Below are 13,807 nucleotides of genomic sequence, written 5' to 3'. Positions count from 1 at the left end.
GTTCTCGTCATTTTTCGAACGGATTGGTCGAACGGATGATCAGAACGAATACGTCCCGGTGAGACGCCACGTCCGCCCTTCTTTCACCCCGATATACAGCGGTGTGGTGCTGGTGTAGTAGATATCGCGATCGAAGACGTTATTAACCCCCAGCGTCAGCGACCAGTCAGGCTGGCGATAGAACACCGATGCATCGGTTGATGCCGAGCTGCCGATACTGAAGGCGTTATTGCTCGGGCCGTTCTGCGTTTTCGATGAACCGCTGATACCGACTGAGGCGCCCGCCCCCTGATAGCGCCCAGACTGCACTTCATAAGACGTCCACACGTTTCCAGAGTGGCGCGGCGTAATCGTGCTGCGAACGGTGGTAGGATCCTTATTATCCGAATAGGTATAGCTGGCCGTGACATCCCATCCCGGCAGCAAAGAGCCGTTCAGATCCACGTCAAAGCCTTCACTTTTGCGCCCCGTTGTCGCAATCGGGAAACCGCTACTATCCGTTACCGTCAGGTTTTTTTGCTCAATACTGAATACGGCTGTCGTCAGCGTCAGGTTATCGTCGAGCAGGTTGAATTTCAGCCCGGCCTCTTTAGACTGCCCCGTCGTTGGCGGAAGCTGGACACCAGAGCGCGAGACCTGCGCACTGCCGCTAAAGCTATTCAGCAAGTTGGCGTAAATCGTCACGTCCGGTGTGATATCGAAGCTGACGCCATAGTTGGGGATCCATTTGGTCGCGGTATACGTCGAGGCACGCGATCCCACCAGATAGCTGTTGTCCCATGTCGAACGTTTAACGGCCAGTTGGAAATGCAGGCGGTCAAAGACGTCAATCTGATCCTGGAACAAGAAACCGCTTTGAATCAGTTTGGAGGTATACGTCCGGCTGTTCGGCTCACCGATGCTGGGGAACACTAATGAATCCGGGTTATAGATATTGCCATTGGTCATCAGGATGAAGTTGCCGTCATAGCTGGCATAACGTTCATGCTTATAGTCATGACCGAACAGCAGCGTCTGCGTGACAGGTCCGGTTTCGATTTTTCCCCGAATGTCATTTTGCTGGCTCCACGTCTGATTAGTGGATTTGTAGGCCAGCGGATGGCTGACTTTGTCGCCATTAGCGGCAATCAGCAGCGTTTCGTTCATCTTCATCTGAGAAGCGGTGCTCTGAAAACCGGCTTTGCTATTGAACGTCCAATCGCCGACGAGCTTTTGCTCCAGCTCATAATACGCATTCGTCGTTTTCGTCTTGTTATGATCGTCTTTATCTCCCAGACGATATTCAGGCAGCTTCTGTATTCTCCCGTTGGCGTAAATCGTCCCGGCTGGCCCCGACTTACGCGCCTGATTCACTTCTGCGCCAACCGTGATCCGCGTCTTGTCATTTTGCCAGGTCAACGCGGGGGCTAAATAATCACCGTGGTTGCCGTTGTAATCAGGAAAGGAATGCTGAGATTTCATGGTTGAGGCATTCAAACGGTAGCTAAGCGATTTATCATCCGTAATCGCGCCGCCCAGATCGATAGCCGTTTTGAATTCTCCGTAACGCGCCGCTTCTACCTTGAGAACATGCAATGGCTCTGTGACCGGCTTTTTACGCACGACGTTAATCGTCCCTGCGGCGGAGCTACTCCCCGCCAGCACCGACTGTGGCCCTTTCAACACTTCGACACGTTCGATACCTTCAATTGACGTACCCTGACCGATGCCCGCGTTGCTAGAGCCAGACAGGCCATCCGTCGCGCCGGACGTCACAGCATAGCCACGCATCCAGAATGTAGGCGTACCGCGGTTTGATTGTATGGTAACGACGCTGCCCGAGTTTTTTAATGCTTCTTCCAGCTACCGTCTTGAGCGTCAAGCGACGTAGCCTGACGCGCATTAATCAGCTTATTACTGATAACCTGAACCGACTGCGCCGTTTGCTGCAACGATGTACTGGTGCGTAATGCCGAAGACGACGTACCGGGGTTTAATACCGTTTCATCTTCGCTGCCTGCACTTACCGTAATTGCTGGCAGCGTTTTATCGCTGGCCTGCGCCACTTCTGCATCATTGGCACGAGAAGAAACAATGGTCAGCGTGCCATTGTCCGTCGTCGTCAGTAATAACGGCGTGCCTTGTAATAAACGCAGAATCGCCTGACGCGTTGAATAGTTGCCATTCAGCGCCGCACTCTGGTAATTCGCTACCAGCGCAGGATTAAAAGAGAGCGTTTGTTTGCTTTGATTGGCGATAGCCAATAACCCTTTTTGCAGGTCGCCCGCAGGAATAGAAAATGCCACGGTGTCATTTTCACCCGCCGCGTAGACGGCCATAGGAACAGCCGTTGCCCCCACGAATAACGCAGAATGAATCGCCAACATATTCGTGAAAAATAAGCGTTTCTTAAAACTTAACCCCAGAGCGGGAGAGGCAGCATTACGTTTTTTCATTTTTCCCTCGTCAATTGCTTCAACAAATCAGTTTTTATTGGTCTTCGTATGAGTTGTGCAATGACGATGAAAAAGTGACAGCAGGAAGTCATTTTTTCACGTAATTATTTTTTCGTGACAGCAAACATATTGATTTGGAAAATACTTTTTCTCTGTATTTTTTTACTCTGTGAAATACCGTTCTCCAATGCGCCTTCTTTTTATTTCCTTTTACAGACGTATCCGGAAATAGCCATTTACCCATTTCAGGCAATAACAGAACATTTCTAACTAACCATAGAAAAAAAACGTGGTTTGACTCCTGCAAATTTTGACTTAAAAACAGCACAGGACGCATCGTTCCTTTTGTTCTGCGGCCCTGGGGTATCCCGGCTCAAGCATTGTTGTGATTTACGCTATTTAAGGATGCCCATGTACACAGAGGCTGTTAAAAAACCCGACTTACTGTCGCTGATATTTCGCAGTGATTATCGCTGGCTAACGGAAAAATTACGCCGCCGTATTGCCTACGGCTGTGAAGCGGAAGATGTCGCCTCTGAGGCATTTTTACGTTTAGCGTCTCTGCCGAATCTCGCCAACGTACAAGAACCGCGTGCGATGCTCACTACGCTCGCCAAGCGCGTACTGTATGAAAACTGGCGTCGTCGCGATCTGGAAAAAGCCTATCTCACGGCGCTGGCAAGTAAACCTGAATTTCACCATCCGTCGCCGGAAGAGCAACAGCTTTTGATGGAAGCGCTGCTCACTATCGATCAGGCGCTGGATGGGCTATCCATCAAAGCACGACAGGCCTTTCTGTTCAGCCAGCTTGATGGCATGACTTATGCCGACATTGCCGTACAGCTCGATGTCTCCGCCAGCATGGTGAGGAAGTATATCGCCAAAGCGCTGACCAACTGCTATCTGGCCACGCAGGACAGCAGTGACTTATAGGTGAACCGCATGGCAAGACGACACATGGACGACCCGATTGCCGAAGAGGCAATTGAATGGATGGTGCTGCTGCGTTCCGGTGAAGCAACCCAGAACGATTATGATGAGTACCGCCGCTGGCGATACGAAAACCCGCTGCACGAGCGGGCCTGCCAACGCATTGAGCGAACGCTGGGGAAATTTCAGCCGCTGCTTGCCGCGCTGCCTCATGAACCAATTCGTCAGGCGCTCTTAGCACCATCAAGCCGGCGGAAAGTCCTGCAATACGGGCTGGGGATGGTAGCTGTCGCGTCGCTAAGCAGCCTGCTGCTTAATCAGCACTACCCTCTGTCACCGCTTCTGTCCGACGTAAAAACCGCAACGGCACAGCGCCAGCAGGTTCCACTCAGTGACGGCAGTATGCTCATGTTGAACGCGCGTACCGCTGTCGATATCAACGTGCGCCCAGAAACGCCAGTGCGTCAGGTTGCTCTACATAACGGCGGTATCTTCGCCAATATTCAGCCAGATACGCAGCGCCCCTTCGTGATCGCAACCGGTATGGGCGATATCGTCGCCCTTCAGGCCAATGTGAACGTGCGTTATGAAAGCGGTGGCATCCATGTCGGCGTGCTGGACAACATCGCCAAAATTACCAACCACGCCGGACAAAGCCTGCGCCTTCACGCGGGTCAGGGTGTCTGGTTCGATCGTTCCACGCTCTATCAAGTCGCCGTTACGCCAGAATCAGAAACAGACTGGTTACACGGCCGCCTGGAAGTACGCGATCGTTCGTTGGCTTCCGTCATCAGTACGTTACGTGATTACACCCCCGGCATCATCCGGCTCGATCCCGCTATCGCCGATCTGCGCGTCAGCGGGAATTTCCCGCTCGATAATCTGAACTACACGCTGGATTCGCTGGCGCAAACCATGCCCATCGCAATTGTGCATACCACCGATTACTGGATACATATCCGCGCCGCCAGACCGACATAAACGGTAAGCCACAAAAAAACGCCGGGAGCGTTTTTTGACGTCACGACGTGACGGCCCGTCAGGGTGGCAACCAAGGACGGTTGCCACAAAAAAATTTCGCGCACGTGGTGACACTTTTTCTGCCTCGTTGCACATCGTTAATAGAGGTCATCATAGTTCCGTGTTCAGGACTGGATGAAACGTCCGACACCGTAAGCCAGAGCAGCAGAGGAAAACGTGCAACAGGCATCCGTACAACACCTTTCGTTAAACGCGCGCGTCGACGCGGCTCCCGCCGCACGGCGTGACGTCGCCCCCGCACAGCCGTCGCGAAGTGTGGCGATGGCTGCGCCCGTTCGGGGAGAAATGGGGAAGATCGCGCTCAGCTTTCTGACGGTCGCGCTGATCCATGCGGGTGTCGCCGCGTTGCTCATCACGCGTACCACCGAATACACACCGATCAATCTGCTTAATCCGGCAGCCAGCATCAGCATTCAGGCCACGATGGTTGAAGCGCCAGAACCCGAACCGATTCCCGAGCCGTCGCCGGAACCGCCCGTGCTGACATCAGAACAGGGTGAACGTGAAATTGCACCCGTTCCTGAAAAGCCCGTCGTTGAGGAGCAGCAGACGCCGCCCCCGCCGGTCAAAAAAGAAGTTCACCAGCCGCCGGTGAAGCCAGTAGTCAAACCGCAGCCTGTCCGACCTAAAACCATCGCCGAGCGTCAGCCTGCGGCTCGTTCTACACCGGAGCCTTCCCCCGCCGCACCGGAAGCGACACCAGGCCCGCTGACTACCGCCAGCAAAGGCAACCTGATGCAGAACAGTCCGGGGGCACAGCCCAAGCAGGTTGCTTCCGTCGGCTGTGTCGTTCCACAGCCTGACTACCCTCGCCGCGCCAAGCGCCTCCAGCAGGAAGGTAACGTGCTAGTTCGTCTGGTCATTAGCCCAGAGGGACGCTTGATTCGGCACGACATTGCCCGCAGCAGCGGCTATGACGCCCTCGATCAGGCCGCGATTGACGCCGTAGCGCAGGCGCGCTGTACGCCTTACCGCGAAAACGGACAGGCCATTACCGTCATGACGGTTCAGCCAGTCAATTTCCGGCTAACTCATTAAGAAAGAATCCGCGTTGAAATAGCGCATCCGCCGTTTCGCAGACACGCCCGAATCAGGTTATTGCATAAGAGGTCACACATGAACACGTTAGATATCCACCATTTTTGGCAGCAGGGCGATCTTGTCACCCACTCGGTAGCCATCATTCTGCTCATCATGTCGCTGCTGTCATGGACGGTCATGCTGCTCAAAGCACGCCAGCTGTTTGCATTGAACAAGAGCGTACAATACAGCCGCAATACCTTTTGGCAGGCGACCAGCCTGCAAGAAAGCGTCGAGAAATTCGGCAAACAGCGTTTTAATCCGTTCCGCGATCTGGTGATCGAAGGACATGCGCTGCTGAAACACCCGCACAAATTCTCTTCCACACTGGGAGGACACGTCGATCTCAGTGACTGGCTGGTGCGCGGCCTGAGCAACACGCTGGACACCAACTCAGGGAAACTGCAATCCGGCCTCGGAACGCTGGCCTCGATTGGCAGCACCGCACCGTTTATCGGCCTGTTGGGCACCGTATGGGGGATTTTTCACGCGTTGCAAACCATCAGCACCATCGGCCAGCCCGATCTGGCGCAGGTGGCTGGCCCGGTCGGCGAAGCATTGATCATGACGGCATTTGGCCTGTTCGTGGCGATTCCCGCCGTATTAGGGTTCAACGCCATTAACCGCCGCAACCGTATCGTCCTGCATGCCATGAACCGCTTTGCACACGATCTCCATGCTTACCTGCTGACGGGCGCGCGCGTAGATACCAGCCTTACCGACCTGAATAGCCCCGCGCGGTATGAAGCGGCTCACCCCGTTGAACGCTCCGCCTGAAGAGGAACACCGCAATGAGTATGTCATCCCCGTTTGAAAGTCAGGAAGACGCGCTGCTTAACGACATCAACATGACGCCGTTTATCGACGTCATGCTGGTGCTGCTGATCGTGTTTATGATTACCCTGCCGGTCATTAACCACGCCGTTAAAGTGGAGCTGCCGCGCGCCAGCGTCGAGAAAATCAAGAAAGATCCGCAGGCCGTGGATATCGCGATTACCGCGACGGGGCAGATTAACTGGAATAAAGAAGCGATTGATGATGCCCAGTTGATCGCCAAACTCGATGCGGCCTCAGCCGACGGCACTCACCCAAATATACGGCTGTTTGCCGATCAGGCCGTCGAATATGGCCGGGTAGCGTATGTGATGACTAACGCCCAACAGCGCGGCCTGAGCAAAATCGATTTCGTCCTGCAACCCGTCAAAGCCCCCTAACCTTCTGTGTTGATGCGGATAACCAATCGACAACATAACCGTGACGGCTCGCCATAAGCTGAGCTGTCACGGTTAATGACCCACATCCCGCTAATTTACTCACGATTTTCTCTGAATGGAGACACCCATGTCCGACGCCATTATCACTGCCAGCGACACCTCGCTGGATACCTTACTCAATCATAGCGACAAGCCTATTCTGCTTGACCTGTGGGCCCCCTGGTGTCAGCCATGTAAAACACTGGCTCCTCTGCTAAACACCATCGCGGACAACACGCCAGACAACCTGACCGTCGCCAAGCTGGATGTGGAGCAATATCCGGCATTGATGCAGCGTTTTGGCGTGCGCGGCATTCCTACGCTACTGCTGTTTAAAAACGGGCAGGAGATTTCCCGGCAAATCGGCGTGAAAACGCTGGCACAGCTGCGCGGCTGGCTGGAATCACACCAGATTGCGATACAAAACACCACACAGCCGTTGGCAGACACTCGCGTAACGTGGGGAGCGTTCTATGGCGATGCGTCGCTGCACGGTTTTCTCCACCAGCGGTTGCGCCAGCATGCAGCGGACGGCGATATTGAACAGGCATTTTCTCCCTACTGGCAGGACAACAAAGGCTCGGTTTCTGCCGTACTGGCGCACAGCGCGGATATTCACATCTTTGAACGCATCACCGGGCTACCTGCCGCACTCGGTCTGCTGCTGGAAAAGCTGCCAAGCACCACGCCAGCGCAGGTTGATGCCCTCTTTACCGCCATCGCGCCGGGAAAAGCCGTAGACGGCGTCGCGCTGCAATGGCTACAGCAATGGTTAGACGATGCGGGCAATCCGTGGTCAGACTGGCTGGCAGACAGCACAGTAGACGGGCTGCGCAAGCAGTGGATTCGTGCGATTTCGCAACGGTTAGCGGGAGAAACCGTGGCAGAAAGCGAATGGACAGCGCTGCATCAGCAGGCAATAAGTTGGGAAGAGAAAGCCTCCGGCGAACTCGGCCTGGAAAAAAATATTGCGGCAATACTCGCGAGCCTATCGCCGCCGCCAGCCGCATCTGATGTGGATAGCTGGCGGGGTATCAGTATCACTCTCGGCTTCGCGCTGGCGCAGATCATGCAAATTAACGACGGATGGAACAGAGAAGAACGCGCAACGCCGGATAAACGCTTCCGCTGGTTTAAAGAACAGGAAGACGCCACGCCCAACAAACAGCTAACGGACGAGCAAATTACCGCGCTCCGTGCGCAATGGCTTCAGGAGAATACGGATTTTTCCGCGAAAGAGGACGCATTTTATCAGCACTATCCGCAGCTATTAGAAGCGCAGAAAATTCCCTTACAGGAAGCACTGTGGGCATTGCTCCATCGTGCCCCAGCCTTCAAACCGCAGTTGGATTGATACCCTAATCTGCGCCTCACGGATGAGGCGCATCCTCCGCCGAGCGAACAGACAGCCCTCATTCTCGCCAACGCTTCAAGAGCACTTTCCAACAGAACCGCAAGCGATAACGGGCAGAGCCTGATAAAATTCGCCACTCGTACCCGATGAGTAGAGTCGGACCGTTTGGGAAAAATAAGGCGATGAGAGATGACACGTGACAGAGATGAAATTTATCGGCTCGCGGGCGATCTATTGAGGGGTATCCAGCATAGCGATCCCGCAGCGCTACTCGATTTTGGCATGAGCCCTGCTATTTACGAAGAGATTCTTGAAGAGCTGGATAGTGCGGGGGAATCCGTTGCAGATTTGACGCTTCCACCTTTCGACGTTGCCTTTACACACGATAAAACGGGCAGAATTCCCTTGTACCGTTACGACATTGACGCTGATGCTGATGCTCCGCGAAAGAGAGTCGAGTGCCAGCTCTGGTCTGGAGAGAGGAAAACTGACCTCACGTTAATTGCCGACTACTCTGACGAACAGGGGAAAACGCCGCTGATTTTCCGGCTGCTAGAGACGCAGTAATCCACTTCATCTTCCTATATTCGACGTACCAGTACGATTTGCGGGTTCTGTCGTCTTCAATCACGCAATACTCGTCAAGAGTCACCTAATACGACGGTTCTTCGCCAGCGCTCACTGCGTTGCTCATCGAGTTCGACCAGCGCAGCAGCGGTCTCTTCTCGCCAACGCCTCAGGAGCGCTTTTTTACCAGTCAGCCCCAGCGTCGTGGTTATCTGCTCGCTTTCACTCGGCTTTTCAGCCAGCAAGCGTAGCGCAGGCAGCGGTAATGTAGTGTGACTCAACAGGCGGCACAGCGCAGCGAAGCTGGCCTCCATAGGCCGATGCGCAAACGCAAACCCCGTCAGCTCACGCCAGTCGTCTTCATCCAACTCGGTATTTTCTGTCTGCGGCAGCGCAAGGTTCAGCGGAATCAGGCGCTGTAACCAAAACCAGTCACGCGCCAATTGCTGGCTTCCCTGCTCCGCCAGTCTATGCCCCGCGTCACTCAGCGGCAGTATCGCCATCGCACTGTAACAGCCGCTACTGGCTTCAAGATGGCTGCCGATACGCACCAGTTGAAACCCACACGACTGCCAGAATGCCCACAGCTCTGATTGATAGCCGAAGCTAACCGACAGATAATCCAGCGCCTGTCGCTGCGCCTCACACATCTGTTCTGCAATAAGCGCCCGTCCAATCCCCTGTCGGCGATATAACGATGCCACCGCAATCCGGCTCACGCGGCGAGCACGTAGCGTTGGTGCATGCCATAGCCCGGCATGTGCCGCCAGCGACTGCGCCACCAAATTACCGCGCGGGCGTCGCCGTCCGGCCCACACTTCATGCGCCAGTGAGGCAGACAGTCCGCCTTCCTCCACTAACCACAGCACGCCACAAATCTCGCCCGCCATCTGTGCGCTGGCAATATGCATGCCCGGCGCATCCATCAAACGGCGCAGATCCAGCGGCGAAGTACGGTAATGCGCACTGCACAAGAGCGCGTAGCACCGCACCAGACGTTCGGGATGTATTAGCCAGTCGTCAGCGCGTTCGATTCGACTTTCCAACGCAGAAGAGGGAATAGGTCGATCGGGCTGTTGCGGGGAATGAAACGCTTCGGGTTCGTTAAATAACAGCGCCTGATCCAACACCCGCTCCAGCGGATCGTTAACGGCCCAGCGCAAAGGTTCGTCCAGCGTAAATGCCCGCCACTGCGGTAGCGTCGCACAAAATTTCAGCAGAAATCCCCGTCCGGTACCTTCATACCCCTGCACCGTCGTGGTCATTAGAATTCGGGGAAAATACGGTAACAGCGCGGAGAGCACGGAAGACGGGATCGCCGCCGCTTCATCAATTAACAACCAGTCGACACGGGGTGCACCGTGAAGGCGGCAGTGTTCCAGCAGCGCATCCGGTGCCCAGAATGGCACATCGGCACGCGCATGCTGTTGCAGGATATCCGCCGCCGCGCGGGAAGGTGCGGTGATCCAGCAGGCTGCGCGACTCCGCTGCGTCAGCATTCCCGCCAGCGCCGATTTCCCTCGTCCGCGCGGGGCGGTAATCACCAATACGCCGGACTCGGAGGTGTTCAGTTCGTGCAGAATATGCTGCTGTTGCGCGGTCGGTTCACCGCTAGCTGGCTGCCAATCCGATCGCGCGGCCAATGGCCGAATCGCGAATGCCTGACTCTGCTGCCAGAGAACGACGTCCTCATCGGCTAACAGCTGGCGCTGAAAATGTTGGATAAAGTGCGGGGTAGCAATCGGCTGTTCTTGTTCGCTCCAGCGCAGGCTGTCTTGATCCGGCAGTGTCGGCCATGCCTGCCACGACGGCACCAGCATAATCAGCCAGCTACCGGCCTGTAACGTGCCTGACAGCATCGCCAGCGCCTCGACATCCACGCCGCTACGTGCATCAAACACCGCGTGAAGAAACTCCCGCCCCAGTAGCGTCCGCACTCGACTGGCTGGCAGTGCGGTGACGGAATCAGGCGCGTGTTCGCTAACCCACAGCCAGTCGCCGGACAATTGGCCACTGAGCGCCAACGCCTGCTCTTCACACCAGTTCGCTTCACCGCTCAGCACCAGCAATCGCCGGACGCCATAGCGCTGCTGCTGGCGTTGGCTGTGGAGAAAATCACGCAACATCATCACTCGCGCCGGATCAATCAGGTCTTGCCGATCAGCAGAGAAAGCAGCCCTGCGGCGATCAGCGGACCAACCGGAACGCCGCGAAACAGCGCCACGCCCATGACCGTTCCCACCAGCAGCCCGGCCACAACGGAGGGCTGGTTGCTCATCAGCGACACGCCGCGTCCGCCAAGCCAGGACACGACAACACCAATGAGGATCGCCAGCAGAGATTTCCAGTGCAGGAAGGAATGCATGACTTCACTGGCGGTAATTTTTCCGCTGGCAATCGGTGCCATCACACCAATCGTCAGAATGACGATACCGATGCTCAGGCCGTATTTTTCTACCCACGGAAAATAGCTATTCAAAGGCGTGATACGTATCGCCAGCAAAACCAGAATCGCCAGCGTGACGGTCATGTTGTGGCTGATGATACCCAGCCCCGCCAGAACGAGCAGAATTAACAATGTCGGATCGAGATAGGTCATGGATGCGAGTCTGTAGAAAGTAGTCAGGTTGCGCACTAAGCAAACCGCGATGATAGCATTAATGAACCGACCGTCGATTCTCTCCTATAAAAATTTCCGGTTCGCCTTCGTACAACCTGCGCAATCTGGAGAGCGTTCTCACGATAATTGCTCAATATAAACAACCAATGATTAATAACAAAAAAGTGAAATATATTATTTATGCATAGTAAATATCATCGAATGATATTATTTCATTAATACTTAAATTGATTTTATTTTTAATATTTCATGTGAAACAACAACTTGACCCACATCCCCCTCGCCAATAGAATGAAAAATGACGGATAAACAGGGATAGTTTATGAGTAGCAGACAAGATATTAAAGATGGCGCTCTATTTGATTCGCTTCGCAATGGATTGGTTTATACCAAAATCTTAGGTTGGCTCGACATGGGGCATGCAAGGGGCGACGACATAAGAGCGCTTCAACTCCAATTTCAGGCTAGTGAAGCTAATAACGATCCCTATTACACGATTATGTATGACCAGAGTATGTATATAAATCGCTTTAACCGTTGTTTGGGAATAGGGAAATATTCAACATGGGTTATTCGTAAAGGGAAAACTCGCGACGAAATAAATCAAATCATGCTGGCAATGATGATGAACACGGCATCCAATTTTGAAGGCTTACAAGTCTCTACCACAGTTCTCCTGGTATACCGATAGCGGGTTTAGTGGTGAGGATTTAGTCTCTAACCTGTTTGGTTTTTATCGGACGTTGATACCAGGCCACTACGCCTATCAAGTCCAACCTGTCAGCTATGCATCCGCACTCCGACGTTGGGATCACAATGGTCCAGTTGGGGCGAACAAAAATAGGGGATTTGTCCCAACGCTCTACCCCGATCCACAAGATTTATGTGTTCGTCATATTCCATATAAGGGGAGACTACCGCATTTCATTACGTGGATAACTCCCTGGAATGATTTCACTTCCGGCGAGGTTGAAGTCTTCACAAATAATGGCACTACATTTTCAGCCAAAAAACGAGTGTATCTAGGACAATGTTAAGTTTGAAAAAATATTTAAAATGGCTCTTGATTGCGCTGGTTCTTTACACCATAGGTGTTTTCAGTCTGGAAAGTTGGCTTGATAAGAGAATCAGCGACAATCCAGCCTACGAAAAAAGCGACATGGTGGTTTATCGATATTTTACCGATACAGATATCGCAGGCGTGCCAAAAATTTCAGAGCGTTATTATTTTGAATATCATATTGGCGATGGCTACGCACCGATGAATGAAATTATCTTCAGCGATGCCAGTGACCTAGCCCCGTTGCCAGGGCCGGAGCATACTTTGTTAATGACATTTAACATTCGCAAAAATCATTAACTCCCGATAGTCATCATCCAATAGTGCACGTTGCACTTTGCTTTTCATACTCCGGTTTTGTGTGCTCTCCATCTTTGCCAGATTGAGCGCCATCTTTCTGACTAATGACAAGACTTTTGTACCATTCTCATCGTGAATACGGCAAGCATCTTCTTTATAAACAACATCTAATACCCAGTGCAGACTGTTCTCTATGCCCCAGTGATGACGGACCGATGTCGCCATAAACTCTGCATCAATATCGTAAGATGACAGATAAAATGCCGTATCCAGCGTATTCGATTTTTTGTCTTTACGGTGTCTTTCAACCGCGACCAGTGTTTTTATTGAAGGCCATTTCTCCTGTAACTCCGGGCTCAACTCTGCCGGTATTTGAAAAGTAATACGGCGCTCCATTCGGCCATGCCCTTTATCCTGCATTTCATATTGTGCTAACGCGGTATTATCGTTAAACGCCTCATGGAATTGCGCTTTCACTGCATTAAACAATGTCGGCTGATTTCCTTTGACTTGTACAAGGTAATGACCTTTTCTCGCCACAATGCTTTCAAGCGTTTCTTTTTGTGCATGTAACGCATCAAGCGTTATCAGTGCATCCTTGATGTTAAGCATGCAAACAAGATTCTGTACTGTTTTGATTTCTTTTCCTTTTCCCTCGGCCATATCCTGATAAAGCGCAATGCCATTATTCAGGTCATAAGCATTAACAGAGTGAAAATCGTTACGACTCCACAGAGAGGCACTTTTCAGCGTCTTTCCATCAATCGCAATGAGTGGCTTGCTTGATTTGGCGCGAATGTCATTAATCCAGCTAAAAATACAGAACTGAAAGCTGTCGGGATCGACGGCTTTCATTATTCTGGCAATAGTATGACGCCGTGGTATGCCATTGGAAAATAATCGAAATTTTCTTAACCAGTCGAGGCGTAGTTCACCAAACTGTTGAATTTCAGCCCACCCATTTTGTCCACTGGCGACCGCAGCGAGAACAAGAAATAGGACATCAACAAGATGATGTTGTTGATTAATAGGAGAACGAGTTTCCTCTACCAGAGAGAGGTGGTCAAAAAGTGTCATATCAAGACCTCAAAAAGTTATTCTACTTTGAGATCAGTCTATTAGAGAATAGTTCAATTTTTTAACAAAGTGTGATCCGGCCCTGGCCCC

14 protein-coding genes are annotated in these 13,807 nt (G+C 52.7%); 9 read left to right on the top strand and 5 right to left on the bottom strand.

Annotated elements, in window-relative coordinates; genetic code table 11:
- Positions 1 to 39 precede the first annotated feature (39 nt).
- Positions 40 to 1,803, bottom strand: a complete 1,764-nt coding sequence (locus tag EIP93_RS06765) for a TonB-dependent siderophore receptor (RefSeq protein ID WP_241229575.1) — start codon at positions 1,801 to 1,803, stop codon at positions 40 to 42.
- A 23-nt stretch (positions 1,804 to 1,826) separates the two neighbouring features.
- Positions 1,827 to 2,435, bottom strand: coding sequence for an STN domain-containing protein (locus tag EIP93_RS22880; RefSeq protein WP_241229566.1), 609 nt, complete (start codon positions 2,433 to 2,435; stop codon positions 1,827 to 1,829).
- A gap of 411 nt (positions 2,436 to 2,846) precedes the next feature.
- Here EIP93_RS22880 and EIP93_RS06760 point away from each other — a divergent pair, with 411 nt between their 5' ends.
- The 7 genes from EIP93_RS06760 (at position 2,847) to EIP93_RS06730 (ending at position 8,660) form a co-directional block, all read left to right on the top strand.
- On the top strand, positions 2,847 to 3,368 hold the full coding sequence (locus EIP93_RS06760; RefSeq protein WP_010301596.1) for a sigma-70 family RNA polymerase sigma factor: 522 nt from the start codon (positions 2,847 to 2,849) through the stop codon (positions 3,366 to 3,368).
- A gap of 9 nt (positions 3,369 to 3,377) precedes the next feature.
- Entirely contained in the window at positions 3,378 to 4,346 is a 969-nt protein-coding gene (locus EIP93_RS06755) for a FecR family protein (RefSeq protein WP_228925314.1), read from the top strand.
- A 216-nt stretch (positions 4,347 to 4,562) separates the two neighbouring features.
- Complete coding sequence (locus EIP93_RS06750) at positions 4,563 to 5,444, top strand: energy transducer TonB (protein WP_040031277.1); 882 nt, start codon at positions 4,563 to 4,565, stop codon at positions 5,442 to 5,444.
- A gap of 78 nt (positions 5,445 to 5,522) precedes the next feature.
- Positions 5,523 to 6,263, top strand: coding sequence for a MotA/TolQ/ExbB proton channel family protein (locus tag EIP93_RS06745; RefSeq protein ID WP_039488842.1), 741 nt, complete (start codon positions 5,523 to 5,525; stop codon positions 6,261 to 6,263).
- Positions 6,264 to 6,277: 14 nt separating this feature from the next.
- Entirely contained in the window at positions 6,278 to 6,700 is a 423-nt protein-coding gene (locus EIP93_RS06740) for an ExbD/TolR family protein (RefSeq protein WP_039488841.1), read from the top strand.
- Between the two features lie 127 nt (positions 6,701 to 6,827).
- Positions 6,828 to 8,093, top strand: coding sequence for a thioredoxin (gene trxA, locus EIP93_RS06735; RefSeq protein ID WP_125232460.1), 1,266 nt, complete (start codon positions 6,828 to 6,830; stop codon positions 8,091 to 8,093).
- Positions 8,094 to 8,282: 189 nt separating this feature from the next.
- Positions 8,283 to 8,660, top strand: coding sequence for a hypothetical protein (locus EIP93_RS06730; protein WP_103941676.1), 378 nt, complete (start codon positions 8,283 to 8,285; stop codon positions 8,658 to 8,660).
- A gap of 74 nt (positions 8,661 to 8,734) precedes the next feature.
- Here the strand turns inward: EIP93_RS06730 and EIP93_RS06725 are convergent, their stop codons facing one another.
- Both EIP93_RS06725 and EIP93_RS06720 read right to left on the bottom strand, forming a co-directional pair.
- Positions 8,735 to 10,789 carry a tRNA(Met) cytidine acetyltransferase TmcA gene (locus EIP93_RS06725; RefSeq protein WP_125232459.1) on the bottom strand — a complete coding sequence of 685 codons (2,055 nt, stop codon included), beginning with the start codon at positions 10,787 to 10,789 and terminating at the stop codon, positions 8,735 to 8,737.
- A 17-nt stretch (positions 10,790 to 10,806) separates the two neighbouring features.
- The gene (locus EIP93_RS06720; RefSeq protein ID WP_010301569.1) at positions 10,807 to 11,259 is read right to left on the bottom strand and encodes a DUF441 domain-containing protein; all 453 of its coding nucleotides are present in this window, start codon (positions 11,257 to 11,259) and stop codon (positions 10,807 to 10,809) included.
- Positions 11,260 to 11,602: 343 nt separating this feature from the next.
- Here EIP93_RS06720 and EIP93_RS23005 point away from each other — a divergent pair, with 343 nt between their 5' ends.
- Positions 11,603 to 11,971, top strand: coding sequence for a hypothetical protein (locus EIP93_RS23005; RefSeq protein WP_306307807.1), 369 nt, complete (start codon positions 11,603 to 11,605; stop codon positions 11,969 to 11,971).
- 339 nt (positions 11,972 to 12,310) lie between these two features.
- The gene (locus tag EIP93_RS06710; protein WP_125232458.1) at positions 12,311 to 12,640 is read left to right on the top strand and encodes a hypothetical protein; all 330 of its coding nucleotides are present in this window, start codon (positions 12,311 to 12,313) and stop codon (positions 12,638 to 12,640) included.
- Here EIP93_RS06710 and EIP93_RS06705 read toward each other — a convergent pair.
- Positions 12,608 to 13,717, bottom strand: coding sequence for an ISAs1 family transposase (locus tag EIP93_RS06705; protein WP_025919286.1), 1,110 nt, complete (start codon positions 13,715 to 13,717; stop codon positions 12,608 to 12,610). The genes EIP93_RS06710 and EIP93_RS06705 overlap by 33 nt on opposite strands.
- Between the last annotated feature and the right edge of the window lie 90 nt (positions 13,718 to 13,807).

The sequence above is a fragment of the Pectobacterium versatile genome (assembly GCF_003932035.1).
Classification (GTDB): Bacteria; Pseudomonadota; Gammaproteobacteria; order Enterobacterales; family Enterobacteriaceae; genus Pectobacterium; species Pectobacterium versatile.
The sequence above is the reverse complement of the archived record's forward strand: the minus strand, read 5'-3'. Positions and strand labels throughout refer to the sequence as shown.

Coding starts and splice junctions, on each gene's coding strand:
- EIP93_RS22880 (WP_241229566.1), bottom strand. CDS start 2,435: ATGAAAAAACGTAATGCTGCCTCTCCCGCTCTGGGGTTAAGTTTTAAG.
- EIP93_RS06760 (WP_010301596.1), top strand. CDS start 2,847: ATGTACACAGAGGCTGTTAAAAAACCCGACTTACTGTCGCTGATATTT.
- EIP93_RS06755 (WP_228925314.1), top strand. CDS start 3,378: ATGGCAAGACGACACATGGACGACCCGATTGCCGAAGAGGCAATTGAA.
- EIP93_RS06745 (WP_039488842.1), top strand. CDS start 5,523: ATGAACACGTTAGATATCCACCATTTTTGGCAGCAGGGCGATCTTGTC.
- EIP93_RS06740 (WP_039488841.1), top strand. CDS start 6,278: ATGAGTATGTCATCCCCGTTTGAAAGTCAGGAAGACGCGCTGCTTAAC.
- trxA (WP_125232460.1), top strand. CDS start 6,828: ATGTCCGACGCCATTATCACTGCCAGCGACACCTCGCTGGATACCTTA.
- EIP93_RS06730 (WP_103941676.1), top strand. CDS start 8,283: ATGACACGTGACAGAGATGAAATTTATCGGCTCGCGGGCGATCTATTG.
- EIP93_RS06725 (WP_125232459.1), bottom strand. CDS start 10,789: ATGATGTTGCGTGATTTTCTCCACAGCCAACGCCAGCAGCAGCGCTAT.
- EIP93_RS06720 (WP_010301569.1), bottom strand. CDS start 11,259: ATGACCTATCTCGATCCGACATTGTTAATTCTGCTCGTTCTGGCGGGG.
- EIP93_RS23005 (WP_306307807.1), top strand. CDS start 11,603: ATGAGTAGCAGACAAGATATTAAAGATGGCGCTCTATTTGATTCGCTT.
- EIP93_RS06710 (WP_125232458.1), top strand. CDS start 12,311: ATGTTAAGTTTGAAAAAATATTTAAAATGGCTCTTGATTGCGCTGGTT.
- EIP93_RS06705 (WP_025919286.1), bottom strand. CDS start 13,717: ATGACACTTTTTGACCACCTCTCTCTGGTAGAGGAAACTCGTTCTCCT.